Below are 23,913 nucleotides of genomic sequence, written 5' to 3'. Positions count from 1 at the left end.
CGTCCCGCTCCTCATCGACGGTGTTCCCAACTCGGTTCTGGTCTTGCTCATGGCGCGCACGTCACCTTCACCTCCGAGCCAGCCGGCACCTCACCTGTGGGCGCGATGGCGGTGACCCGGCACTTCTTCAGGTCGCCCGGCGATGTGCCCTGCGCGCTCTGCACTGTGGGCTCCAGGCCGTGACCGATCAGCTCGGTCCTGACCTCGTCGCCGGCACGACCGATGTAGTCGTCCTCGTCGATCCGGTGCGGCGAACTGCCCGGGATCCGGTCGGCGGAGTCGGGCTTCGCCTGCCCGTTCGCCGGTGCGTTCGGATTCGCCGAGCTGGAGGTGGCCGGCCGGCCACCCTGTCCGGTGCCGTCGTTCTGCCGCATTGTCAACTGCCACAGGACGACCACGCCGATCACCAGCAACACGGCCACCAGGAAAGCGACCATAACCCAGACGACGGTCCGGTTTCTTCCGGGTGGTGTCGGCATGGGAGTGAACGTGCCGGTCTGGTGCGCCGGCTGCATTCCGGTCTGCATGCCCGCCTGGTGCGCCGGTTGCATCGCCGGGTGCGTGCCGGGACGCGGGTGGCGCGCCATCTGCGGCGGTACCGGCAGCGGCTGGGACGCCTGCGGTGGCGGCGGAGGTTGTTGCACCACCTGCTGCGGGATCACCGGCGGCATCGTGAACCCCGACGGCGTCGGCAGCGGCTGACCCACCCGCACCGCGCTGACCGCGGCGGCGAACTCCCCGCCGGTCCGGTAGCGCTGCCGCGGGTCCTTCACCAGCGTCGCCTCGATCAACGCCCGCGCACCCGGTGGCACGTCCGGCGGCAACGGCGGCGCGATGTCGCGGATGTGCATCATCGCGACCGTCACCGCGTTGTCCGACAGAAAGGGCCGGTGCCCGGCAAGACATTCGTAACCACACACCGCCAACGAGTAGACGTCGCTCGCCGGTTCGGCCTCGCCACCGAGTGCCTGTTCTGGAGCGATGTAGTGCGCGGTGCCCATCACCATGCCGGACCGCGTCACGGGTGCCGCGTCCACGGCCTTCGCGATGCCGAAGTCGGTGATCTTCACCTTCCCCGACGGCGTGACCATGATGTTGCCGGGCTTCACGTCGCGGTGCACGAGCCCGCGTTCGTGGGCCGCCTGCAACGCGTTCCCGGTCTGCTCCAGCAGGTCGAGCGTCACCTCGGCCGTCAGCCGGCCGCGGGAGATGATCGTCGCGAGCGGTTCGCCCTCGACGAGCTCCATCACCAGGTACGCGGTGTCCTCCGGCCCGTCGGCGACGGACGCGGTCTCGCCGTAGTCGTGCACCGACGCGATGCCGGGGTGGTTGAGCGACGCGGTCATCCGCGCCTCGGTGCGGAAGCGGTGCAGGAACTCGGGGTCGCCGGAGAGCTCGGCCTTGAGCACCTTCACCGCGACCCGGCGGTCGAGCCGGTCGTCGGCCGCCTCCCAGACCTCGCCCATGCCACCGACCGCGATCCGCCGGGTGAGGCGGTAGCGGTCGGCGAGGAGCTGGCCCGTGGTCAGCATCAGCGACCCGCCAGGTACGCGTTCATCACGGCGCGCCCGACCGGCGCGGCGACCTTGCCACCGGTGGCACCCAGACCGCGGTCGCCACCGTCCTCGACGATGACCGCGATCGCGATCTCCGGCTTCTGCGCCGGCGCGAACGCGATGTACCAGGCGTGCGGCTTGGTCTGCGCCACGTTCTCGCCGTGCTCGGCGGTACCGGTCTTCGACGCCACCTGGACGTTCGACAGACGACCCTCGCCGCCGGTGTTGATCTCCGACTGGATCATCATGTCGCGCAGCGCGTTCGCGTTCGCGGTGCTCATGGCGGTCTCGACCTGGTCGGGATCGGTCTCGTCGATCGGCTTCAGGTCCGGGCCGAGGATCTTCGACACCAGGTACGGGTGCATGCGCTTGCCGCCGTTGGCGATCGTGGCCGCGACCATCGCGTTCTGCAGCGGCGTCACGCGCACGTCGCGCTGGCCGATGCCGCTCTGCCAGAGCGCGGCCTCGTCCTGGATCGGGCCCAGGGTCGAGGTCTCGACCGTCAGCGGCACCTTGAGGTCGTCGTCGTTGAAGCCGAACTTGTTCGACTGCGCCGTCAGCTTGGACTTGCCGACCTGCGCCGCCATCTCACCGAACGCCGTGTTGCACGACTTGGCGAGCGCGGTCTCCATCGACACCGTCTCGCCGGGGCCGCAGGGCTGACCGTTGAAGTTCGGGAACGGCGCGTTCGACGTGCCGGGCAGGTTGACCGTGCCCTTGGCGGTGTACTGGGAGTCCTTGTTCTTGCCCTCCGCGAGCGCGGCGGCCGCCACGACGACCTTGTACGTCGAGCCGGGCGGGTAGAGGCCCTGCGTCGCGCGGTTGATCAGCGGGTTGCCGTTGTCCTTGGCGGTGAGCTCCTTCCACGCCGTCTGCTGCTCCGCGGCGTCGTGGCTCGCGAGGCGGTTCGGGTCGTAGGTCGGCGTGCTCACCATCGCGAGGATCTCGCCGGTGTCCGGCTTGATCGCGACGACCGAGCCGGTGAAGCCCTTCGAGGTCAGCTGGTCGTACGCGGTCTGCTGCACCTTGGAGTTCAGGGTGAGCTGGACGTTGCCGCCCACCGGGTCGCGACCGGTGATCAGCGCGGAGATGCGGCGCGCCAGCAGCCTGTCGTCCGAGCCGTTCAGCAGGTCGTTCTCGGTGCGCTCGATGCCGGAGGTGCCGTAGGTGACCGACAGGTACCCGGTGACGGGCGCGTAGACCGGGCCGGCGTTGTAGGTGCGCAGGAACCGGAGACGGTCGGTCGTCTCCTTGACGTCCGCGATCACCGTGCCGTCGGCGACCGTGATCAGCCCGCGCTTGCGGGCGTACTCGTCGAGCAGCACCCGGCGGTTGTACGGGTTCTTGCGCCACTCGTCGGCGTTGATCACCTGCACCCACGTGGCGTTGCCCAGCAGGAGCAGGATCATCACCATCATGGCCATGCCGACGCGGCGGAGCGGTGTGTTCATTTGGGACGCTCCACCATCACAGTGTGCTGATCGGCGATCGCCGGTTGCTGCGGCTTCGGCTTCGGAGCCCGCTGCGGGGCCCGCGCCGCCGCGGAGATCCGCAGGAGCAACGCGACCAGGATGTAGTTCGCGAGAAGCGACGAACCACCGTAGGACAGGAACGGCGCGGTGATACCCGTCATCGGGATCAGCTTCGTGACACCGCCGACGACGATGAACACCTGGAAGCAGACCGCGAACGCGAGACCGCCGCCCAGGAGCTTGCCGAAGCTGTCGCGCACGGCGATGGCGCTGCGCAGACCGCGCAACGCGAAGATCATGTAGACCAGCAGCAGCGCCGCGAAGCCGACGAACCCGAGCTCCTCGCCGATCACGGCGGTGATGAAGTCGGTGTTGGCCTCGGGGATCATCTCCGGGCGGCCGGCGCCGAGCCCCGCACCGGCGATGCCGCCGGTCGCGAGACCGAACAGCGACTGCGAGATCTGGTAGCCGCCACCGATCATCTCGTAGCGCGCGATCGGGTCCTGCCAGTTCGCCACGCGCTGCTGGACGTGCGTGAAGAGCTTCCACGCGACGATCGCGCCGCCGGCGAACAGGCCGAGACCGAGCACGACCCACGCGGCGCGTTCGGTGGCGATGTAGAGCAGCACGAGCACGATGCCGAAGAACAGCAGCGAGGAGCCGAGGTCCTTCTGCAGCACCATGACCGCGACCGTGACGCCCCACGCCGCGAACAGCGGGCCCAGGTCGCGGGCTCGTGGCAGGTCCATGCCGAGGAACCGGCGGCCCGCGACCGTGAACAGGTCCCGCTTCGACACCAGGAACGCGGCGAAGAAGACCATCAGCAGGATCTTGGCGAACTCACCCGGCTGGATGGACAACGGGCCGATGCGCAGCCAGATCTTCGCGCCGTTGATCGTCGGGGCGATGAAGTTGGGCAGCACACCGGGCAGCAGCAGCGCGACCAGTCCGACGAGGCCGAAGGTGTAGCCGAACCGCGCGAGCATGCGGTGGTCGGTGAGGAACTTCAGCGTGGCCGCGAACATCAGCAACCCGATGGCGGTCCAGATGATCTGCTTGAACGCCACCGGTTCCCACGTGGAGCCGTCCAGGAAGACGGTGCCCTCCAGCGCCAGGTCGATCCGGTGGATGACCACCAGTCCCAGCCCGTTGAGCAGCGCGACGCACGGCAGGATCGCCGGGTCGGCGTACGGCGCCCACCTGCGCACGGCGAGGTGGGCACACGCGAAGAGTGCGAGGTACGCGAGACCGAGGTAGAGGATCCTCAGGCTCAGCGAGCGTTCCTGGTTGAGTTCGACCAGGATCAGCGCCAGCGTCACGAGACCGGCGGCGAACGACAGCATCACCAGTTCGGTGCCGCGCCTCGTCGGCGCTCGCAGTCCTGGCGACGTGCTCGTCGCCACCGACGCGCCTGGTGAGCCTTCCCCGACGGGGACGGACGAGCCCATCAACTACGGACCCTCCCGGCATTCCACGCCCGGCTCCTGCTGGGAGGGGGTGAGCGAAGGCTCGGTGGAACCGGTCTCCGGGTTCGGCGAACCGTTCGCGGGTGGCGTGCTCGACGGGGTGCTGGGCGGCGTCGTGGGCGTCGTGGTGGTGCTCGACGTCGACGACGTGTCCTTGCACAACGGGAGCATGTGCTCGGTGCGCAGCAACCTGACCGCGGCGCGCGCGCCGTCCAGGCCGTTGTCGCTGCGGATGCCCGCGGTGATGGTCTTGCGGCCGGCTTCCTGCAGGTCGTTCAGCGTGATCGGGGTGCAGCCCGTGGATCCGGGCGGGCACGAGTCCTCGACCTTGGACGACAGCTTGAAGCCGAGCACCGAGCCGTTGAGGCCGCGGAAGATCGCGACCTGGCCGTCCTCGGTGGCACCGACGTAGTACTGCGTGTTGAGCCACAGCTTGCCGCCGACCGCCACGACACCGGTCAGCAGGAGCAGCACGAAGATGATCGCGAACGCCTTGATGGCGTTGCGCTTCTTGCGCTTCGGGTCCTGCGGCGGTGGCGGCGGCGCCTCCATGCGCTGCGGCATCGGCGGGCGCTGCTGCGTGAGCGCGCTCGCCCGGGAGGCCGCGGAGTCCGGCGGCGTGTTGTGTTCCTCGCTGCCGTCACCGGCCGCGCCACCGACGATCGGGTAGTTGTCGCCGAAGTCGACGTCCTCGACGTCCGCCACGATCACCGTGACGTTGTCGGGGCCGCCGCCCTTGAGCGCCAGCTCGATCATCCGGTCCGCGCAGGCCTGCGGGTCGGGGATGCGGATCGCCTCGTCGAGCGTCTCCAGGCTCACGACCCCGGACAGACCGTCCGAGCAGAGCAGGAAGCGGTCGCCGGCACGCGCCTCGCGCACCGTGAGGCTGGGCTCGAAGTCGTGCCCGGTGAGGGCCCGCAGCAGCAACGAGCGTTGCGGGTGCGTGGCGGCCTCGTCCGGGGTGATCCGGCCCTCGTCGATCAACGACTGGACGAACGTGTCGTCGTGCGTGATCTGCGCGAACGAGCCCTCCCGCAGGAGGTACGCGCGCGAGTCGCCGATGTGCACGAGCCCGAGGCGGTTGCCCGCGAACAGGATGGCCGTGAGCGTGGTGCCCATGCCCTCCAGGTCCGGGTCGCTCGTCACGAGCTCGGAGATGGCGCCGTTGCCACTCGCGACCGCGTCGCGCAGCTTGCCGAGGAGGTCGTCGCCGGGCTCGTCGTCGTCGACGTGGGCCAGCGAGGCGATGACCACCTTGCTCGCGACCTCACCGGCGGCGTGGCCACCCATGCCGTCGGCTACTGCGAGCAGGCGGGGGCCCGCGTACACGGAGTCCTGGTTGTTGGAGCGAACCAGACCCCTGTCGCTGCGGGCCGCGTATCGAAGAACCAAGGTCATGAGCGCAGCTCGATCACCGTTTTGCCAATGCGGATCGGGGTGCCGAGAGGTACGCGCAGGGGTGCGGTGACCTTGTCTCGGTCTAGGTAGGTGCCGTTTGTGGAACCGAGGTCCTCCACGTACCAGTCGGTTCCGCGCATGGACAGCCTCGCGTGCCTGGTCGACGCGAAGTCGTCGTCCAGGACGAGAGTGGAGTCGTCAGCGCGGCCGATCAGGATCGGCCTGCCGTCGAGCGAGATGCGGGTGCCCGTCAGCGCCCCGTGGGTGACCACGAGTTGCCGAGGCGCCTTGCTTCCCCTCGCCGACTTCTCGGACCTCCGGAAGCCGGGCAGACCTGACGCCCGGAGCCCTGAGGCTGCGTAGAGATCAGAGCGGACCACACGTAGGGCGGCCAGCACGAAGAGCCAGAGGAGCACGAGAAAGCCCGCTCTGGTCAGCTGCATCACCAGCTCTTGCACCGGTTGTAACCGCTCCTGCCTTGAGTTGCTGACCGATGCCCGTATCGACCTCTAGCCCGCGGTGCGGAAGACCAGTGACGAGTGGCCGATGCGGACGACGTCGCCCTCCGCGAGCTGCCAAGTCTGCACTGGCGTGCCGTTCACCGTGGTGCCATTGGTCGAACCGAGATCAGCGAGCATCGCATTCTGCCCGTCCCAGGAGATTTCCAGGTGGCGCCTGGAGACACCCGTGTCCGGGAGGCGGAAGTCGGCCTCCTGCCCACGTCCTACGACGTTTCCACCCTGCTTGAGGTTGTACGTGCGGTTGGAACCGTCGTCGAGGTGCAGCGTCGCGTTGAGCTGACGGTTGGCGCCCTGGGTGGCCGGTGGGGCGTATCCGCCCTGGTTGTAGCCCTGGTCGTAGCCGCCTTGCTGGCCGTAGGCCTGCTGCTGGCCGTACCCCTGGTCGTAGCCGCCGGCCTGCTGCTGGCCGTAGCCCTGGTCGTAGCCGCCGCCCTGCTGGCCGCCGCCGTAACCCTGGTCGTAGCCCTGCTGGCCATAGCCCTGCTGCTGGCCGTAACCCTGGTCGTAGCCGGCGCCGCCCTGCTGCTGCTGGCCGCCGCCGTAACCCTGGTCGTAGCCCTGCTGCTGGCCATAACCCTGGTCATAGCCCTGCTGGCCGCCGCCGTAGCCGCCGCCCTGCTGGCCGTAGCCCTGGTCGTAGCCCTGCTGCTGGCCGTAGCCCTGGTCATAGCCCTGCTGGCCATAACCCTGCTGCTGGCCGTAGGCCGGTTGCTGCTGGTCGTATCCCTGCTGGCCGTAGCCGCCCTGACCATAAGGGTCCTGGCCGGGCTGGCCCTGTCCTTGTCCGTAGCCGGGTGGCTGGCTCATGGATCGGTCTCCTGCGGTGCGAGGTGGTGCTGACCGTCGGCTGGCCGCTTTCACGTCGGGGTCGACGGACGAGCTGGTTCGGAACTGTCCGGTGTGCAGCGCCTCGGAGCGCTCCAGGGAGACTACGACGTCACCATAGGTATCCCATCCGGACTCGGCCAGGTGCTCTCGCAGGCCCTCTGCGAGAAGCTGGGTGATGCGTAGTTCATCCTGCTCGTCGCCCGCAAGACGTTCGTGGTCCTGGGCTCCGAGCAACACTTTGTAGTGGTTGGGGGCTAGCAGTCTGCCACCCGCGAGCTCGCGGATGTTGCTGTCACCCTCCCGTTGCAGCGCCTGTGCCACCTCTTGGGGCACCACGTTGCCGCCGAACACCCGCGCGAAGGTGTTGCCGACCAGGCCTTCCAGCTTGCGCTCGAAGCGTTGCAGGCCCATGTCTACTCCCTTCGCTCGGACCGGCTCCTGTACCGATCGTATCCGGGTACGACGAGGCCTACAGGGGGCGATTAGGAACCTGGTTTGGACGCGTGCTAGTGTTCCCAACGTCTCCAGGGGCAAGTGGCGGAATGGCAGACGCGCACGGTTCAGGTCCGTGTGTCCGAAAGGACGTGGGGGTTCAACTCCCCCCTTGCCCATCGAAAGACAGATGGAACCCCTCTCGCGGAATCGCGAGGGGGGTTCTTTCGTTGATGGGCCGTATCAGATTCCTTGATCCAACAGGTGATGTCTGTCACTCGTTCGGGGGCCAGCATGTGGGCGATAGCGGCGGCGGACTTCGGCGCGGAACTCGAGCTCGTCGAGCTTCCCGAACCCGTCGCGGAACCCGGTCAGCTCAAGGTCCGGTTGTTCGCTGCGAGCGTGAACCCGTTCGACCGCAAAGTGGTGAACGGGATGTTGCGGGGTTCCGCTCCTCATCGGTTCCCGCTGGTTCCCGGAACTGATGGTGCTGGTGAGGTGGAAGGTTCCGGAGAGAGGATTTTCGGCACCTTCTTCCACCGGCCCGTCGGTATCGGTACCTACGCCGAGTACGTCACAGTTCCGGCCGGGAACGCGTTGGCGCCGTTGCCGGAAGATCTCGATCCCGCCGTGGCCGCCGCATTGCCGACCGCGGGAATGACCGCGCTGCAGTTGGTCGAGTCGCTGGGGTCCGCGGAATCCGTGCTGATCGTCGGTGCGTCCGGCGGAGTGGGGTCGTTCGCCGTCCAGATCGCGCGTGCGGCCGGCAAGCGGGTGATCCCGATCGGTCGTGGCGATTCTCTCGTCGAGGCCGACGCCCTGATCGACCTCGTGAGCGCCGACCGTTCGTCGTTCGAGGCGAACGCGCGCTACGCGCCGTTGGCGTTCAACACCAATTACGTCTCCAGTGATCCCGCGCAGAACTTCGGCATGACGGGATCGCGGGAAACATTGGTGCGGCTGGCGTCGATGGTGCTGGGGGGAGATCTGCAGGTGCCGATCGCCCGGCGCGTGCCGTTGCGGGATGCCGCCGGCGTTTTCGCAGGTGGCGGGCCCGGCAAGACCGTGATCATCATGTAGGTGGTCGTTCTGGCGCGGTGAACGGTCGGCGGGCGGTGACCGTTCACCGCTGACCGGCAATTCGCCCCACGCGTGGCGCATCCACTTTGAGCAGGTCTTTTGGTGCGGCCATCCGGATTAACGTCACCCAGACGGCAGCATCGTAGGACCGAACTCGCCGCGCCACTCTTCGACCGGTCACCGACCGGTCGGCGCCGTCGATCGCAGGGGGTGCGCTGACCTGGGGGCGGGCCGTGCGCTTCCTGCTAATTCTTATCCAGAGCACGAGTCGAAACGCGGCGGATCGCCCGCCGCGGGTGACGAGGAGGCACTGGCGTGAGCAGCACCCCAGCAAGGATCGCGGCCCTCGACAGCTCGAACGGTCTGTCGACGACCCCGGTCCCGGTTCCGGAACTGCCCGCGTCCGTCGAGGAGTTGGCAGCCGCCGCGGCGATCCGCCTCGGCTGGCACGGCGTGGTTCTCCCCGAGATGGTCCTCATGGGCCGCAAGGTCGTCGTCGTGGCCGAGCTCCTGGCCGACGCCCACGCCGAGCGCGTGTGCGTGGGTGCGGGTCCCGAGGCCGACAAGACCACCGTCTCCACCTGGGTGTGGCCGGAGATGGAAGGTCGCGTTCCCCCCGCCGCGGTGCGGATCGTCGGCGTCCTCGCCGTCGCTCGCCACTGGCGGACCGCCCTGGCCTCCGCGGTGCCCTTCGCCCGCTACGGCAACACCGCGGTCGTCCTGCCCGAGTCGGTCGCCTTCTCGCACGACTACCTGGCGAACTGCCTGCCGCGCGTCCGCCGCTACGGCGTCTCCGTCCTGCTGGCCGACGACGAGAAGGACCTCTCGGTCGACGTGTCCGGCCGCCAGGACCACGTGCCCGCCGAGGACACCGCCATCACCCGCTGGGTCAACGAACTGGTCTACGAGCAGGTGCTCGCCACCGCGTCCTGATCTACGGTCGGGGCATGCGAGTAGTCATAGCCGGCGGACACGGGCAGATCGCGCTGCTTCTCGAGCAGCTGCTGGCCACCCGTGGAGACGCGGCCACCGCACTGGTCCGAAACCCCGATCACTTCGCTGACGTGCAGGAAGCCGGAGCTGTTCCGGTCTTGTGCGACCTGGAGTCCGCTGATCTGGACTCGGTCGCCGCATATCTGAACGGTGCCGATGCGGCGGTCTTCGCCGCCGGTGCCGGGGCGGGCTCCGGAGCCGCTCGCAAGGACACCGTGGACTACGGGGCTGCCGCTCTGTTCGCTTCGGCTGCCGTCGAGGCCGGCGTGCGGCGGTTCCTGCAGGTGTCGACCGTGGGGATCGAGGCGGCGGACTCCCCGTCCGTGGATCCCGAGTTCGCGGTGTACCTCAAGGCCAAGAAGCTGGCCGAGGAGGATCTGAGGTCGCGGGACCTGGACTGGACGATCCTGCGGCCCGGTCCGCTGGTGAACGACCCGCCCACCGGGTTGGTCACGGTGGCGGCGCCGCGGTTGCCCCGGGCTTCGGTCACCAGGGCGGACGTGGCCGCCGTGCTGGCGGAGTTGCTGAACGCGCCGGGGACGATCGGCAAGACGCTGGAGCTGACGAACGGCGAGACGCCGGTCGCCGAGGCGGTCAGGGCTGTTCTCTAGCCGAGCACGCGGTCCAGGTACGGGTTGGTGAAGGTGCGGTCCGGGTCGACCTCGTCGCGCACCCGCAGGAAGTCGTCGAAGTGCGGGTACAGCGGGCGGAGCTGCTCTGCCGTGAGGTTGTGCATCTTGCCCCAGTGCGGCCGGCCGCCCACCGAGGCGGCAATGCTCGCGTAGGCGTCGAAGAAAGCCTTGTACCGCATGCCGAGCGCCTGGTGCATCGAGATGTACGCCGTGTCGCGGCCGGACGCGGTGGACAGCCAGATGTCGTCGGCCTGCGCCACGCGCACCTCGCACGGGACGATCAGGTGGTCGCGATCGTCCAGCTTGTTCGCCACGGCCCGGAGCTCGCCGATGACGTCCAGCAGGGTCTCGCGGGGGATCGAGAACTCGGTCTCGACGAACCGCACTCGCCTGGGCGTCACGAAGACGTTGTGCGAATAGTCCGAATAGGACCGTTCGGAGATCAGGGAGCCGCAGAGCTCGTTCAGGCGCTTGGTGTGGCGGGGGAACGTGCGCGCCACCTGGCACACCGCGCCGAACGCGGCGTTCTCCATGACCTCGTACTCCCAGGTCTGCCGGAGCTTCGACAGCGGGCGGGCCGGTTCGGTGATCCTGTTGTTGCGCTTGAGGATCACGCGGTCGGAGTGGGTGAACCAGTGGAACTCGACGTGGTCCTCGACTGCGCAGAGGTCGTCGAACTGTTCCAGCACCGCGTCCAGGCGGCCGGGCGATTCCGAGGCCCGCAGTACGAAGGACGGGACGCAGCGCAGGGTCAGGGTGCTGATGATGCCGAGTGCGCCCAGGCCCACGCGGGCGGCGTTGAAGAGGTCCGGTCGCTCGGTGCGCGAGCAGGAGACGACGGTGCCGTCGGCCAGGACCAGTTCCAGGGAGTCGATCGCGGTGGCCAGGACGCCCAGCTTGGCGCCGGTGCCGTGGGTGGAGGTCGAGACGGCGCCGGCGACGGTCTGGGCGTCGATGTCGCCCAGGTTCGGCATCGCGAGGCCCAGGCGGTGCAGGTCGGCGTTGAGCACGTGCAGGGGAGTGCCGGAGCGGACGGTCACGAGGCCCGTCTCCGTGTCCGCGCGGACGATGCCCGTCCAGCGGTCCAGGTCCAGCGCCACCTCGGGCGCGACGGCGATGTCGTTGAACGAGTGGCCGCTGCCCCGTGCGCGGACGCGGCCGGCGGAGAGGACCACCGCGGCGATCTCGTCCGTGCTGGACGGGTGGACGACGCGCGTCGGCGTGCACGAAGCCGTCTTAGCCCAGTTCGTCCACACGCGAACCTCCACGAGAGAGTGTGACCTGCGAGTAACGTAAGTGAAAGCTCTTCACGTTTCAAGGGTGGAGGACGTACCGTCAGGGGATGCGCAGAACTCGCCTCGATGCCGCGACGAAGGACCTGGATCCTCCGTTCGCGATCGTCGACCTGGACGCCTTCGACCACAACGCGGCGGACCTCGCCCGTCGCGCTGCCGGTCATCCCATCCGGGTGGCGAGCAAGTCGATCCGGGTGCGCGACCTCGTGACCAGGGCGCTCGAACGGCCCGGTTTCGCCGGGGTCATGTGCTACTCGCTGGCCGAGGCGTTGTGGCTGTCCGAGCAGAACGTGAGCGAGGACCTGCTCGTCGCGTACCCGACGGCCGACCGGGCGGCGTTGCAGAAGCTCGCGGCCAACGAGACCGCACGGCAGCGCGTGACGATCATGGTCGACTCGATCGAGCACCTCGACTTCGTGGACGCGGCGATCGGGCCGCACGCCGACATCCGGCTGTGCCTGGAACTGGACGTGTCGTGGCGGCCGCTGCCGGGTGTCCACATCGGACCGCGCCGTTCGTCGGTCCACACGCCGCAGCAGGCGCAGGCGCTCGCCGCCAGGATCGTGCGCCGCACCGGGTTCAAGCTCGTCGGGGTGATGGCGTACGAGGGGCAGATCGCCGGGCTGGGGGACAACCCGCCCGGCCAGCCGTTCCGCGCGCTCGGCATCCGGTTCATCCAGTCGAGGTCCGGTCCCGAACTGATCCGGCGCCGGACTGCGGTGGTCGGTGCCGTCCGGCAGGTCGCTGACCTGGAGTTCGTCAACGGCGGCGGGACGGGCAGCCTGGAGCTGACCGCGTCCGACCCGTCGGTCACCGAGCTCGCGGCCGGCAGCGGCCTCTTCGGGCCGACGCTGTTCGACGCCTACCAGGCGTTCAAACCGGAACCCGCCGCGCTGTTCGCGTTGCCGGTGGTGCGCAAGCCGACCAAGCGGGTGGCCACGCTCTTCGGCGGCGGCTACATCGCGTCCGGCACGCCGACGCCCGACCGTCAGCCGTCGCCCTACCTGCCGGAAGGGCTCAAGACGCTCGGGCTCGAGGGCGCGGGCGAGGTGCAGACACCGGTCACCGGCAAGGCGGCCGAGCAGCTCGAGATCGGCGACCGCGTCTGGATGCGGCACGCCAAGGCGGGCGAGCTGTTCGAGCGGTTCGACGAGGTGCACCTGGTGCACGGTGACCGCATCGAGCGCACCGTGCCCACGTACCGCGGCGAGCGGCGGAACTTCGGTTAGTCCGGCAGGCGCGAGGACAGGTAGCCCCTGACCAGCGCCTTCGCCTCGACCAGGATCGCCTGGTCGCCCATCGGGTTGTTGCGGAAGGCCATCTTCAGCACGGCGTCGGCGGCCTCGACGGCGATCGCGATCGGCAGGCCGACCTCGCCCATCGGGATGCCGAACTTGTCCGAGATCAGCTCGGAGATCTTGTCCGAGATGACGGCGTTGTTGTCGCGGCGGTCGTCGAGCAGACGCATGTCCACGACGTCACCGAAGTGCAGCTTCCCGAACGCGGGGATCTCGCGGTGCATCGTCACGTAGACGTCGAACACGGTGTCCACGGCGTCCCACCAGTGCTCGAGTGTCGCCTGCTCGAGCCGTTCGGTGATGCCCTGGGAGAACTTGTCGACGTTGCGCAGCGTCAGTGCCTGCACGACGGCTCTCTTGTCCGGGAAGAACTGGTAGAGCGAGCCGACCGCCACGCCCGCTCTCTCCGCGATCAACGTGGTGGTGACGCCGTCGTAGCCCACCTCGTCGATGAGAGTCGCGCAGGCCTCGAGCATTCGCTCGACTCTCTTGGCGCTGCGCTGCTGGACGGGCTGACGGCGAAGCGGGGTGGTGCTCGTCACGGCGACTCCCAGTAGTTCGGGTACTTCCATCTTGCCTGTTGTACGGCGCTTTCACTTCCCTGAAACTGGCAACACGCCTACGATCCGAACAAGTTTCACGTTTGGAGGATCGATGAGCGACTTCCTCTGGGGAGTGTCGACGTCCGCGTTCCAGATCGAGGGCGCCTTCGACGTGGGCGGTCGAGGCCCCTCCGTGTGGGACGAGTTCACTCCGGTACACGAGAACCAGAACGCTTCCGTTGCGTGCGACCACTACCACCGGTGGCGTGAGGACGTCGCGCTCATGACGCAGCTCGGCGTGAACGCGTATCGGTTCTCGATCGCGTGGCCGCGTGTCCAGCCCTCCGGCAAGGGGCCTGCCAACGCCGAGGGACTCGCCTTCTACGACCGCCTGGTCGACGCCCTGGTCGAGGTCGGCATCGCTCCGGTCGTGACGTTGTACCACTGGGACACGCCGCTGGAACTGGAAGCGGAAGGTGGCTGGCTGAACCGGGACATCGCCGACCGGTTCGCCGACTACACGGCACTGGTCGCGGAACGGCTCGCCGACAGGGTGAAGCTGTGGATCCCGGTCAACGAACCCGCGATGGTGACGTTGCAGGGCTACGCGATCGGGGAGCACGCACCGGGGAAGACGTTGCTCTTCGACGCGCTGCCGACCGCCCACCACCTGAACCTCGCGCACGGCCGTGCGGTCGAAGTGCTCCGGTCGTACAACGCGCAAGCGGTTGGCACGGCGAACAACCACACGCCTGCCTGGCCGGCCACGCCGGACGACGCGGCCGCCGCCGAGGCCTACAGCGAGATCCACAACTGGTTGTACGCGGATCCCATGCTGTCGGGCCGCTATCCCGACGCGGTCGCCGAACTCCTGCCCGTCGCCGACGGTGACCTGGCCACGATCCACCAGCCGCTCGACTTCTACGGCGTCAACTACTACAACCCGACGCGCCTCCGGTCGCCGTCCGAGGGCAACCCGCTGCCGTTCGAACTGGTGGAGATCGACGAGTACCCGCGCACCGGCTTCGGCTGGCCGGTCGTGCCGTCCGGGCTGACCGAGATGATCACCAAGCTGCGCGAACGCCACCCGAACCTGCCGCCGGTCCACGTCACCGAAAGCGGGTGCAGCTTCCCCGCCGAGATCGAGGACGCCGAGCGGATCTCCTACCTCGACGGGCACCTCAAGGCCGCGCGGGAAGCCGATGTCGCCGGGTACTTCGTGTGGTCGCTGCTCGACAACTTCGAGTGGGAGGCCGGCTACTCGCAGCGGTTCGGCCTGGTCCACGTCGACTACGAGACGCAGCGCCGCACTCCGCGCGACTCGTTCCACTGGTACCGCAGAGTGATCAGCGGTGAGTGAGGCGCTCGCCGAACCGGTCGTCCCGGTTCGCAGAGGCTGGATGGCCTGGCTCTTCGCCGCGAACCTCGGGCTGTGGCTCGCGATCTACGCACCGATCCAGGTCCTGCTGCCGCAGCAGGCCGAACTGCTCGACCGGGCGAACAAGGAGCTGGTGTTCGGCATCGTCACCGGTGTCGGTGCGCTGGTCTCGTTGCTCGTCGTGCCGCTCATCGGCTTCCTGAGCGACCGCACGACCTCACGGTTCGGTCGTCGTCATCCGTGGACGTTGGCCGGCGCTGCCGTCGGAGCCGTTGGCCTGGGCGTTCTCGGCAACGCGCCCTCCGTGCTGGTCATGACCATCGGGTGGTGCCTGGTGCAGGCGGGGATCGGCGGCATGCTCGCCGCGCTGACCTCCGCGGTGCCGGACCGGGTGCCCGTCGTGCAACGGGCGCAGGTCGGCGGGCTCATCGGCATCAGCCAGATGCTCGGCACGGTGCTGGGCGCGGTCGTGGTGACGTTGCTCGTGAGCGGCCTGACCGCCGGCTACCTGGCGTGCGCGGTCATCGTGCTGGTGGGAGCCCTCTTCTTCGTGTGGCGAACGCCGGACACACAGCTCATCACCAAGCCGGTGCGGCCGACGTTCTGGATCTCACCGCGCGAGCACCCCGACTTCGCGTGGGCCTGGCTCGGCCACCTGATGATCAACCTCGGCAACGCGTTCGGGACGCTCTACCTCCTCTACTTCCTGGGCGACGTCGTCCACCACCCGTCGCCGGAAGACGGTCTGCTGGTGCTGATGGCGCTCTACGGGGTCGCGCTCGCCGCAGGAGCGGTGCTGTTCGGCGCACGGAGTGATCGTTCCGGGCGCCGCAAGCCGTACGTGTACCTCGCGGCGACGGTCATGGCACTGGCGGCGTTGCTGCTGGTCGTCTGGCCCACCTGGACCAGCGCCCTGGTCGCGGCGCCACTGCTCGGCGTCGGCTTCGGCACGTACTGGGCGGTGGCGATCGCGCTGCTGACCCAGGTGCTGCCTGCTGCGTCCGACCGGGCGAAGGACCTGGGCGTGCTGAACGTGGCCAACGCGTTGCCGCAGGTCATCGCCCCCTTGCTGACCGCGGTGATCTTGGCCAACCTTGGTGGCTACCGTGGTTTGTTCGCGGTGTCGGCGTTGGCGACGACGCTGGCGGCGGTGTTGATGAGTCGAGTGCGATCGGTGGTCTGATGCGGGTCGAGGGCAAGACGGTTCTGGTCACGGGGGCGTCCCAGGGGATCGGCGCGGAGGCCGCGTTCCGGTTCGCGGCCCACGGCGCTCATGTCCACCTTGTGGCCCGGAGCGCCGAACTGCTCGATCTACAGGTCAAACGGATCACCGAGTTCGGTGGATCGGCGACCGCCCACACGGCCGACCTCGCGGACGCCGCGCAGATCCGCGCGCTCGCCGAGGAGGTTTCCACGCCCGACGTGCTGGTCAACAACGCCGGCGTCGGCCGCTGGCTCTTCCTCGACGACACCTCGGCCGACGAGCTGGTGACGATGACCGCCGTGCCGTACCTGGCGGCGTTGCTGCTGACCAGGGAATACCTGGGCGCCATGCGGTCGCGTGGCTCCGGCTGGATCGTCAACGTGAACTCGCCGGTGTCCCGGCTCCCGATTCCCGGCTGCGTGGGCTACCAGTCGTCGCGGTGGGCACTGCGCGGACTCACGGCCTCGTTGCGCCTCGACCTGCGCGGAACCGGTGTCGGGGTCAGCGAGGTGGTGCCCGGCAAGGTCTCCAGCGAGTACTTCACCAACAACCCCGGTGCGGAGGAGCGGATCCCGGCGATCGCCCGGATGATCCCGACGGTCACACCGGAGCAGTGCGCGAAGGCGATCGTCGACGCCGTGGAGAAGGAACGCGCCGAGCACCTGTTCCCGTGGCAGCTCAAGGCGTTCGAGATCTCGGGCCGGCTGTTCCCCGGCCTGACGTCGTACCTCGCCTGGAGGACCGGCACCCACCGCTGACCTGTGGACAACTCGCGATCTTGGCGCGGAGTTGTCGGTGCTGCCTGGGAGGATTGATGCAAGGGTTCCCCTTCGCGGGGGGACCCTTGCGTGAGCGTGCGTGAGGACCCTTGCGTGAGCCCGCGTGGAGCGTGAAAACGGCCCCTGCCTGCGCGGGAGGTGCAGACAGGGGCCGTGGCTGGTGGCCGCGGACCGGTGCCGGTCGGGGAGGGTAGGTGCACGGCACCGGCCCGCGGAAATCTGTGGAGTTGTAAAGCTGACCGGGGTCCGCGATGTCGCGGTCGGGGGTTCGCGCATCGCGGACCACCGGTCAGTAGGCGGTTTGCAGACCTGGTCGTGTCGGGGGGACGCCAGGTCGGTCGCAAACGCCCGTTAGTGGGCTCGAGCCACCGCGCGACGGGACCGGGTGACAGGAGGGGTCACCGGGGCCTCGCGCAGGTGGCGAGCCGGGCGCGGGGCGAGTCCGCCCGCAACCAGGTGTTCGTACGCGGCGCGCCACACCGAGCAAGGTGACTTCTGCTGGCGCCAACGGCCGGAGCACTCAGGGCAGTTGCCCTTCTCGTCCGGCTCGTGTGCTGCCAGCAGAGCACGCCATCCCTCGGTCAGCCGAGGGAGCTCGGATCGAGCCACCGACAGAAGAGACGGGGCGTCAGCGCGACTCGCCAGCTCTGTGAGCAGGTCGAGGCGTTCCCACACAGCGTTGCGAAGAACCTGTCCGAGGATCGCGTCCATCGAAGGAGTCACCGTCACCTTTCCGCCTGGTCGGCGGCTTCGCGTAGCGCAGCCCTGAGCTGTACGAGCTGGTCGTGGGACAAGACTGCCGTCTCTCCAGGAGGGCCTACCAGGACCACATGGCCCTGTACGACCTTCACGGTGAGCTGGCGGTCCCGGTCGACCACGTCGCCGCAGCTGATCTGCCACATCCGACGCTGCCCGGTCGTGCCGCGCCATGTGGAGTCGGTGTCACCCGTCTCCACAATGGAGGTGGAGTACGAGGAGGAGCTGTCCACTATTAGGTCGTTCCTCTCCGTGCTCACTCGCTTACCGAACTCCAGATTGCGATGATTCACTCCGGAACGGGACGTCACAGCGCCCACCGGTGGTAGTCCTACGGTGAGCGGTAAGCGGTGTTCGGTGGAGCCGATCAGCTCCGCCGAAGAGGACTTCTCGGGCTCGGGGACCTGCCCCTAGTCTGCCGATGACGCCCAACGGACTGTGAGGGTGCGCGATGAACACCATGAGTTCCCAGGGCTCTCCTATCCCCACCGAGGTGTGGGACCAGCAGGAGATGCGGGACGCACTGGCCCGGCGGGAGATCAGCTCGGTTTACCGGCTGCTCCGCAGGCACGGTGTGTCCCAGCGCCAGATCGCGGCGCTCACTGGGCAGTCGCAGTCCGAGGTCTCGGAGATCCTCAAGGGACGCCAGGTGATGGCGTACGACGTCCTGACCAGGATCGCCGTCGGCTTGGGTGTCCCACGTGGATACATGGGTCTCGCCTATGACGAGACAACGGCAGTGAGGGTGGCCGCGACCGCGGACTCACCCCATCCTGAGGAGGACGAGTCGGTGAAGCGTCGGAAGTTCCTCGCGCACGCCGCCGCCGTGACAGTCGGCGCGGCCGTGTTCGGAGCGGACTCCGGGTCGTGGGTTTCTCACCCCACACAGACTCCGGCTCCGGGCCGCATCGGCATGACCGATGTGCGCCAGGTCGAAGCGGCGACGAGGGCACTGCGTGCCCTGGACTACCAGTACGGCGGCGGTTCCTGCCGCGACGCGGTGGTCGCCCAGCTGTCCTGGGGACAGCAGATGCTCGGTGCGAGTTCCACGGACATCGTTCGCCAGCGCCTTTTCGTCGCGCTGGCCGACCTGCACAACCTCGCCGGCTGGACGTCGTTCGACACGGGCCTGATGGACTCCGCCCGCAACCACTTCGGTCAGGCGCTCGACCTCGCCAAGCAGGGCGAGAACGAGGCGCTGATGGCGAACATCCTGTACCGCATGGGCCGCGTCTACCTGCACCAGAACGCCCCGGACGACGCGCTGAAGGTGTTCCAGCTGGGTCAGCTGGCCGCGCAGAACTCCGGTTCCGAACTGGCCGTGGGCATCCTGTGCGCGAACGAAGCCTGGGCCTACGCGAAGATGGGCTCCGACGAGCAGGCGCTCAAGCTGCTCGGCCGCGCGCGCGACGAGTTCTCCCGCGCGAACGTCGCCGAAGCCCCCGCCTGGGCCAAGTTCTTCAACGAGATCGACCTCTCGTCCATGATCGGCACGGTGCACACGGAGCTGGCACAGACAGTGGACGCCAAGTACACGCGGACCGCCATCCCGGCGCTGTCCAAGGCGATCAACAACTTCGGTGACGAGTACGCGCGCAGCCGCTCGTTCAACCTCACCTCGATGGCGATCAACCACCTGCTCGAGGGCGACATCGACCACGGCGCCAAGATCGGCCGTCAGGCCGTCGACCTGTCGGAAAGCCTCAAGTCGGTGCGCACCAAGCAGCGCATGGAGCCGCTTCGCCAGGAGGCCGACAAGCGCCGCAACAACCCCGAGGCCCGCGAGCTCGCGGACCGCGTCGCCCGCTTCACCGGCACCGAGTCGGCCGCCTGAACCGAACTCGTTTGGGCCCTATAGCACCACTTTCGGATGGCGTGGGACACGAACCGGTAACGCCAGGACCTTCGCGCACGAATGCAGCATCGACGGGCGTGCAATCCACGCCTAAGGTGCGGCAGGTCGGGGCGAAGGACGAGGTGCGGCGCGTGAGCCTTACTCGGAGGTGGCGTTCCAGGAGAGCGCTGCGGTCCGCGCAGTTGCTCGACGAGGTGGTGGACACCCAGCTGCCACTGCTGGCCGGGTTCGACGAGGAGCGACGGCGGCGGTCCGCCGACTATCTCGCGGAACTCGTCGCACTGGCCCAGGACTACCGCTACTACGCCAACGGCTGGATCGACAGCCGTGAGCTGGACCGCCGCGGTCAGCGGACGATGAACCGGCTGGCGCGGATGCGCGAAGAATCTTCGGCTCGACTGATCACCGATTAGCCCGTTCGTGCGCAGCTCGTCGCGCCGATCGGACCACTCACCGAGTCCGCTGGATTCCGTGATGTTTCACGTTGAACATTCCTCCGGCCTCACCAGGGCACGGTCCCGACGCCGTCGAACAGGCCGCCGGTCGGACCGTCGTCGGGCAGGGTGGCCAGCCTGATCGCGATCTTGGCGCCGTTCGCCGGGGTCTCGTGTCCCTGGAAGTCGTTGAACTCCGTCGCGACGTAACCGGGGCACGCCCCGTTGACCTTGATCCCGGCGAGTTCCTTGGCGTACTGCAGGGTAAGTGCGTTCAGGAACGCCTTCGACGGCGTGTAGACCCCGTCGGGGTCACCGAACTCCGCGTCCGGCGTGGTCTGCAGCGTCAGCGACGACAGGTGGCTCGACTGGTTGACGATCCGCGGCCGTGCGGAGCGTCGCAGCAGCGGCAGCATCGCGTTGGTGACCCGGACGACGCCGACCACGTTGGTCTCCAGAACCTCCCTCAGGCCCTCCGGGGTGGCGGTGGACGGCGCCGTGGGCCACGCTCCGGCGATCCCCGCGTTGTTGACCAGCACGTCGAGGCGGCCGAACCGTTCCTCGACCAGTGACGCGGCGGAGACCACGCTCTCGTCGTCGGTCACGTCCAACGGCACGTAGAACGCGTCGGCGCCCTCAGCCCGCAGTTTCGCCGCTGCTTCCTCGCCGCGCCGAGGGTCACGCGCGCCCACTCCGACGCTCATCCCGAGCGCGCCGAGGCCTGCCGCGATCTCGTAGCCGATTCCCTTGTTCGCGCCCGTGACCAGCGCAATCGTCTGTTCGCTCATGCATTCGATCGTGGTCCGCGGAGCGTTCAAGACCAACACCACCTCGGTGTCGCAGCGATACCCGGCCGGTATGGATACCGTGGACGCCGTGGAGATCAGAGAGCTCCGGTACTTCGTCGCCGTGGCGGAGGAGCTGCATTTCGGCCGCGCCGCCGAACGCCTGGGCATCGCCCAGCCGCCGCTCTCCCGGACGATCGCCCAGCTCGAGCACCGGCTCGGCGTCGCGCTGCTGACCCGCACCAGCCGCAGGGTGTCGCTCACCGAAGCCGGCGCCACCCTGCTCACCGAGGCCAGGGGGATCCTCGGCGCGGTCGCCGCGGCCGAACGCCGGACCCGCAGCGCGGCCGCCGACCGGCCTTCGCTGGTGCTGGCCGCGAAGGCCGGCGGTTCCGGCGAAGTGCTGGCGAAGCTGCTCGACGCGTACGCCGCCGAGCCCGGTGCCGTCCCCGTCGACGTCCTGCTCTGCGAGTCGAACACCCACGTCCCGCTGCTCGACGGACGGGCCGACGTCGCGCTGCTGCACGAGCCGTACGACCCGACGACCGGCCTTGACGTGGAAGTCCTGCACACCGAGGAACAGGTCGCGGTGATGCCCGCGTCGCACCCTCTCGCGGGAGCGTCGCGGCTGCGGCTGGCGGACGTCCGCGACCTGGACGACCACGTCCGCTGGCCGCGTCCGGACGGCACCTACCCGGACGGTCCCGGCATCGAGGTGCGCAACCTGACCCAGCTGTTCCAGATGATCGAACTCGGCCGGGCCGTCGCGGTCCTGCCCGAGGTCTTCCGCGCGGGACTGGCCGAAGGCCTGGTGGCGACGCCGGTGGTGGACGCGCCCAAGGTGACCACGGTGATCGCGTGGCCGCCGCACAGCAGGTCGCGTGCCCTCGCCGACCTGGTGAGAGTCGCGACGGGGTTCAGCTGACCGGCGCGCGGCTCAGGACGACCGCGAGCCCGAACGCGACGCCCATGACGGCCACCTCCAGCACCGCCCACTGCACGATCGCGGTGACCTTGTGCTGGGCGATCTTCGGCAGCAGCCGCCACCGGATGTGCGCGCCGAGCACCGCGATCAGTGCCGTGCACACCGCCTTGCCGAGGAACAGCAGACCGTAGCCGGTCGTGAACATCGACTGCGGGAACGGCACGACCGGGTTGAGGACCAGCTCCAGCAACCCGTTGAACAGGCCCGTCACCGCGACCACGACCAGGCTGACGGTCGCGATCTTCGAGAACTTCGGCAGCGCGATCGCCAGCAGTCCCTTGCGGTAGGCGACCAGCGCCATCAACGCGCCGAGCCCGCCGGTCCACGCCGCGGCGCCCAGGACGTGCAGCTCCATGGAGACCATGGAGTAGTCGTGGTACTTCCAGTTCGACGCGTGCCCGGTCACCGGGATCGGCAGCAGCCCGAACATCGAGATGAGGATGCGCAGCTCAGCGGGCACGGACTCGCCGCTACGCACGGCCATCACGCCGACGATCAGGTACGCGAACGCGCAGGCCGCGCTGAACAGCAGGCCCTTGCCGGCGCCCACGGTGGCGATGTAGTCGACGGCGTTGCCGATGCTGACGTCACTGCCCGGCCGCAGCTCGGCGGCCTGCAGCACGATCGCCAGCAGGGCGGTGACCACCCAGACGGCGGCGGCGACGACCGCGGCCGGCCGGGCGATCCTCATGACCGGTTCGGTGTGCGTGGGCCGGTCGAAGCCGAGCAGCTTCGGCAGGATCGACAGCCCGACGACGATCGTCGCCGAGACGTCGAGCAGCACCCGCGTGACCGGAAGGCCGTACCGGACCGCCGCCCCGGCGTCGACGACCCCGGCGACCACCACGGGTGGTGCCAGCACGAGGCCGAGCGCGATGCCCGCGAGTGCGCCGAAGACGAGCCCGGCGAGCACGCGGTAGTGCGAGGGGGCGGTGGTCCGGACGTCGCTCATGCCTTCGCGTTCCCACCACGCAGCGCGAAGAACACGCCGCCGCCGAGCAGCACCACGGCGCCGACGATCCACACCCACACGGGCAGGCCGTCACCGGAACCGTTGTCGCCGGTCGAGGCGTTCGGGTTCGCCGGCGTGGTGGGCGTGCCCGTGCCGTCCTTGGTGAGCGTGAAGGTCAGCTCGCCGGAGACGGGGTGGCCGTCCGCGGACAGGATGCGGTAGCCGATCTTGTACTGCCCGGCCTTGCCGAGCGCGTTGACCTTCGCGGTGACCGAGTTGTCCTTGATCGTCGGGTCGCCGGCGGCCTCGTAGTGGCCGCCGTTCGCGTCGACCACGGAGATCGTGTTGATGCCCTCGCCGCCCTGGACGTCCTGGTCGAACGTCAGCGTGACGGTGGACGGACCGGCCTCCAGCGAGGTCTTGTCCTTCGGATCACTGCTGATCAGCACGTTGTGCGCCGCCGCGGGGGCGGCCGTGGCGAGCACGGCCGCACCGGCGATCAGGAACGCGATGATGCCGCGCTTCATGCCTTGCGCCGCGAACGCAGGATGGCACCGACGCCGAAGCCCAGCGCCAGCGCGCCGACGGCCAGACCGGCGCCGCCGAGGTAGCGGGCAGTCTGGTCGGAACCGGCGGCGGACGCCTCGTGCGTGTCCGTGCTGTCGCCGGATGGCGTCGTGCCGTGACCGCCGTGGCCGTCGTCACCGGCCTTCTTCGGGGCGAGCTTCAGCGCGGGCGCCGGGTGCTCCGGCTCCTTGCCGTCGACCGTCGGCTGGCTCCAGTCCACGACCTCGCCGTTCTCGTAGGTCTGCTTGGTCGGGAGCAGCAGCGTGTCCTTGCCCTCCGGCAGGGTGCCGAGGGCGACGAAGAACTCCTGGTACTCGTTGACGCCGATCTTCACGCCGGCGTCGGCGGTCCAGGTGATCGTCTTGAACGCCTCGGTGATCTCCTTGCCGCCGACCGTCACGGGCTTGTCGAGCTTGCCCTTGACGGCCTCGGCCTTCCAGCCGGGCAGCGGCTTGGTGCGCACCGACGTGAGCGGCGTGTCCTGCGGCAGCGTCACCTCGATCTTGGTGGTGCCGGCGTTGTCCCGCTCGTTCGGGACGCGGAACGCGAACGTGGCGCGGCCGCCCTGGGTGAACTCGGCCGGCTGGGCGCTGACGTGCGCGGACGCGATGGTCGGGGTGCCGAGCATGGCGATACCGGCAACGGCGACGACGGCGAGCGTGCGCACGCCAAATCGATTTGTCGACATGAAGTTGTGGCTCCTGA

24 protein-coding genes and 1 tRNA gene are annotated in these 23,913 nt (G+C 68.8%); 11 read left to right on the top strand and 14 right to left on the bottom strand.

Annotated features, from left to right (window positions below; translation table 11 throughout):
* Window positions 1-47: 47 nt before the first annotated feature.
* The 6 genes from ACRSBM_RS40190 to ACRSBM_RS40165 are packed head-to-tail and all read right to left on the bottom strand — an operon-like array spanning window position 48 to window position 7,652.
* Window positions 48-1,532, bottom strand: coding sequence for a serine/threonine-protein kinase (locus ACRSBM_RS40190; protein ID WP_434451947.1), 1,485 nt, complete (start codon window positions 1,530-1,532; stop codon window positions 48-50).
* Complete coding sequence (locus ACRSBM_RS40185) at window positions 1,532-3,007, bottom strand: peptidoglycan D,D-transpeptidase FtsI family protein (protein WP_434451946.1); 1,476 nt, start codon at window positions 3,005-3,007, stop codon at window positions 1,532-1,534. Before ACRSBM_RS40185 ends, ACRSBM_RS40190 begins: the two co-directional genes overlap by 1 nt.
* Window positions 3,004-4,476, bottom strand: coding sequence for an FtsW/RodA/SpoVE family cell cycle protein (locus ACRSBM_RS40180; protein ID WP_434451945.1), 1,473 nt, complete (start codon window positions 4,474-4,476; stop codon window positions 3,004-3,006). Before ACRSBM_RS40180 ends, ACRSBM_RS40185 begins: the two co-directional genes overlap by 4 nt.
* A gap of 3 nt (window positions 4,477-4,479) precedes the next feature.
* The gene (locus tag ACRSBM_RS40175) at window positions 4,480-5,892 is read right to left on the bottom strand and encodes a PP2C family protein-serine/threonine phosphatase (protein ID WP_434451944.1); all 1,413 of its coding nucleotides are present in this window, start codon (window positions 5,890-5,892) and stop codon (window positions 4,480-4,482) included.
* Window positions 5,889-6,350: an FHA domain-containing protein FhaB/FipA gene (locus ACRSBM_RS40170; protein WP_434451943.1), complete on the bottom strand. Its 462-nt coding sequence runs from the start codon at window positions 6,348-6,350 to the stop codon at window positions 5,889-5,891. Before ACRSBM_RS40170 ends, ACRSBM_RS40175 begins: the two co-directional genes overlap by 4 nt.
* A 51-nt stretch (window positions 6,351-6,401) precedes the next feature.
* Window positions 6,402-7,652, bottom strand: a complete 1,251-nt coding sequence (locus ACRSBM_RS40165) for a DUF3662 and FHA domain-containing protein (RefSeq protein ID WP_434451942.1) — start codon at window positions 7,650-7,652, stop codon at window positions 6,402-6,404.
* 117 nt (window positions 7,653-7,769) lie between these two features.
* Between ACRSBM_RS40165 and ACRSBM_RS40160 the strand changes: the two genes are divergently transcribed.
* The 4 genes from ACRSBM_RS40160 (at window position 7,770) to ACRSBM_RS40145 (ending at window position 10,357) form a co-directional block, all read left to right on the top strand.
* Window positions 7,770-7,852: transfer RNA gene (locus ACRSBM_RS40160), tRNA-Leu, on the top strand.
* Window positions 7,853-7,940: 88 nt separating this feature from the next.
* Window positions 7,941-8,753: an NADP-dependent oxidoreductase gene (locus tag ACRSBM_RS40155; RefSeq protein ID WP_434451941.1), complete on the top strand. Its 813-nt coding sequence runs from the start codon at window positions 7,941-7,943 to the stop codon at window positions 8,751-8,753.
* Window positions 8,754-9,068: 315 nt separating this feature from the next.
* The gene (locus tag ACRSBM_RS40150; RefSeq protein ID WP_434451940.1) at window positions 9,069-9,686 is read left to right on the top strand and encodes a hypothetical protein; all 618 of its coding nucleotides are present in this window, start codon (window positions 9,069-9,071) and stop codon (window positions 9,684-9,686) included.
* A 14-nt stretch (window positions 9,687-9,700) separates the two neighbouring features.
* The gene (locus ACRSBM_RS40145; RefSeq protein ID WP_434451939.1) at window positions 9,701-10,357 is read left to right on the top strand and encodes an NAD(P)H-binding protein; all 657 of its coding nucleotides are present in this window, start codon (window positions 9,701-9,703) and stop codon (window positions 10,355-10,357) included.
* Here the strand turns inward: ACRSBM_RS40145 and ACRSBM_RS40140 are convergent.
* On the bottom strand, window positions 10,354-11,634 hold the full coding sequence (locus tag ACRSBM_RS40140; RefSeq protein ID WP_434451938.1) for a D-arabinono-1,4-lactone oxidase: 1,281 nt from the start codon (window positions 11,632-11,634) through the stop codon (window positions 10,354-10,356). The genes ACRSBM_RS40145 and ACRSBM_RS40140 overlap by 4 nt on opposite strands.
* A gap of 86 nt (window positions 11,635-11,720) precedes the next feature.
* On the opposite strand from ACRSBM_RS40140, the gene ACRSBM_RS40135 reads away from it, so the two are divergent.
* The gene (locus ACRSBM_RS40135; protein WP_434451937.1) at window positions 11,721-12,902 is read left to right on the top strand and encodes an amino acid deaminase/aldolase; all 1,182 of its coding nucleotides are present in this window, start codon (window positions 11,721-11,723) and stop codon (window positions 12,900-12,902) included.
* On the opposite strand, the gene ACRSBM_RS40130 is transcribed toward ACRSBM_RS40135, so the two are convergent.
* The gene (locus tag ACRSBM_RS40130; RefSeq protein WP_434451936.1) at window positions 12,899-13,543 is read right to left on the bottom strand and encodes a TetR/AcrR family transcriptional regulator; all 645 of its coding nucleotides are present in this window, start codon (window positions 13,541-13,543) and stop codon (window positions 12,899-12,901) included. The two genes, ACRSBM_RS40135 and ACRSBM_RS40130, sit on opposite strands and share 4 nt — an antisense overlap.
* A gap of 82 nt (window positions 13,544-13,625) precedes the next feature.
* Here ACRSBM_RS40130 and ACRSBM_RS40125 point away from each other — a divergent pair, with 82 nt between their 5' ends.
* Genes ACRSBM_RS40125 through ACRSBM_RS40115 form a run of 3 tightly spaced genes read left to right on the top strand, consistent with a single transcriptional unit; the run spans window position 13,626 to window position 16,853 of the window.
* On the top strand, window positions 13,626-14,873 hold the full coding sequence (locus ACRSBM_RS40125) for a GH1 family beta-glucosidase (protein WP_434451935.1): 1,248 nt from the start codon (window positions 13,626-13,628) through the stop codon (window positions 14,871-14,873).
* A 40-nt stretch (window positions 14,874-14,913) separates the two neighbouring features.
* Window positions 14,914-16,074: an MFS transporter gene (locus ACRSBM_RS40120; RefSeq protein WP_434453426.1), complete on the top strand. Its 1,161-nt coding sequence runs from the start codon at window positions 14,914-14,916 to the stop codon at window positions 16,072-16,074.
* Complete coding sequence (locus tag ACRSBM_RS40115) at window positions 16,074-16,853, top strand: SDR family NAD(P)-dependent oxidoreductase (protein WP_434451934.1); 780 nt, start codon at window positions 16,074-16,076, stop codon at window positions 16,851-16,853. Before ACRSBM_RS40120 ends, ACRSBM_RS40115 begins: the two co-directional genes overlap by 1 nt.
* 372 nt (window positions 16,854-17,225) lie before the next feature.
* Here the strand turns inward: ACRSBM_RS40115 and ACRSBM_RS40110 are convergent, their stop codons facing one another.
* Together ACRSBM_RS40110 and ACRSBM_RS40105 are read right to left on the bottom strand one after the other, a co-directional pair.
* Entirely contained in the window at window positions 17,226-17,585 is a 360-nt protein-coding gene (locus ACRSBM_RS40110) for a hypothetical protein (RefSeq protein ID WP_030480258.1), read from the bottom strand.
* Window positions 17,586-17,599: 14 nt separating this feature from the next.
* Window positions 17,600-17,890 (bottom strand): hypothetical protein, encoded by a 291-nt coding sequence (locus tag ACRSBM_RS40105; RefSeq protein ID WP_434451933.1) that lies wholly within the window; start codon window positions 17,888-17,890, stop codon window positions 17,600-17,602.
* Between the two features lie 191 nt (window positions 17,891-18,081).
* Here ACRSBM_RS40105 and ACRSBM_RS40100 point away from each other — a divergent pair, with 191 nt between their 5' ends.
* On the top strand, window positions 18,082-19,464 hold the full coding sequence (locus tag ACRSBM_RS40100) for a helix-turn-helix domain-containing protein (RefSeq protein ID WP_434451932.1): 1,383 nt from the start codon (window positions 18,082-18,084) through the stop codon (window positions 19,462-19,464).
* A gap of 98 nt (window positions 19,465-19,562) precedes the next feature.
* Window positions 19,563-19,898 (top strand): hypothetical protein, encoded by a 336-nt coding sequence (locus ACRSBM_RS40095; protein WP_229905107.1) that lies wholly within the window; start codon window positions 19,563-19,565, stop codon window positions 19,896-19,898.
* Window positions 19,899-19,987: 89 nt separating this feature from the next.
* On the opposite strand, the gene ACRSBM_RS40090 is transcribed toward ACRSBM_RS40095, so the two are convergent.
* Complete coding sequence (locus ACRSBM_RS40090; RefSeq protein ID WP_434451931.1) at window positions 19,988-20,707, bottom strand: SDR family oxidoreductase; 720 nt, start codon at window positions 20,705-20,707, stop codon at window positions 19,988-19,990.
* 88 nt (window positions 20,708-20,795) lie between these two features.
* Here ACRSBM_RS40090 and ACRSBM_RS40085 point away from each other — a divergent pair, with 88 nt between their 5' ends.
* Window positions 20,796-21,629 (top strand): LysR family transcriptional regulator, encoded by an 834-nt coding sequence (locus ACRSBM_RS40085; protein WP_434453424.1) that lies wholly within the window; start codon window positions 20,796-20,798, stop codon window positions 21,627-21,629.
* Here ACRSBM_RS40085 and ACRSBM_RS40080 read toward each other — a convergent pair.
* From ACRSBM_RS40080 to ACRSBM_RS40070, 3 genes are read right to left on the bottom strand one after another with little or no spacing between them, the layout of a single operon-like run.
* Window positions 21,622-22,641 carry a copper resistance D family protein gene (locus ACRSBM_RS40080; protein WP_434451930.1) on the bottom strand — a complete coding sequence of 340 codons (1,020 nt, stop codon included), beginning with the start codon at window positions 22,639-22,641 and terminating at the stop codon, window positions 21,622-21,624. The two genes, ACRSBM_RS40085 and ACRSBM_RS40080, sit on opposite strands and share 8 nt — an antisense overlap.
* Complete coding sequence (locus ACRSBM_RS40075; RefSeq protein ID WP_434451929.1) at window positions 22,638-23,168, bottom strand: copper resistance CopC family protein; 531 nt, start codon at window positions 23,166-23,168, stop codon at window positions 22,638-22,640. The genes ACRSBM_RS40080 and ACRSBM_RS40075 overlap by 4 nt, the downstream gene beginning before the upstream one ends.
* Window positions 23,165-23,875 (bottom strand): YcnI family copper-binding membrane protein, encoded by a 711-nt coding sequence (locus tag ACRSBM_RS40070; RefSeq protein ID WP_434451928.1) that lies wholly within the window; start codon window positions 23,873-23,875, stop codon window positions 23,165-23,167. The genes ACRSBM_RS40075 and ACRSBM_RS40070 overlap by 4 nt, the downstream gene beginning before the upstream one ends.
* Window positions 23,876-23,913 lie beyond the last annotated feature (38 nt).

This window comes from Lentzea xerophila (assembly GCF_051094245.1).
Taxonomy (GTDB): Bacteria; Actinomycetota; Actinomycetes; order Mycobacteriales; family Pseudonocardiaceae; genus Lentzea; species Lentzea xerophila.
Note: the sequence above shows the minus strand (reverse complement) of the source record. Positions and strands in the feature narration are given on the sequence as shown.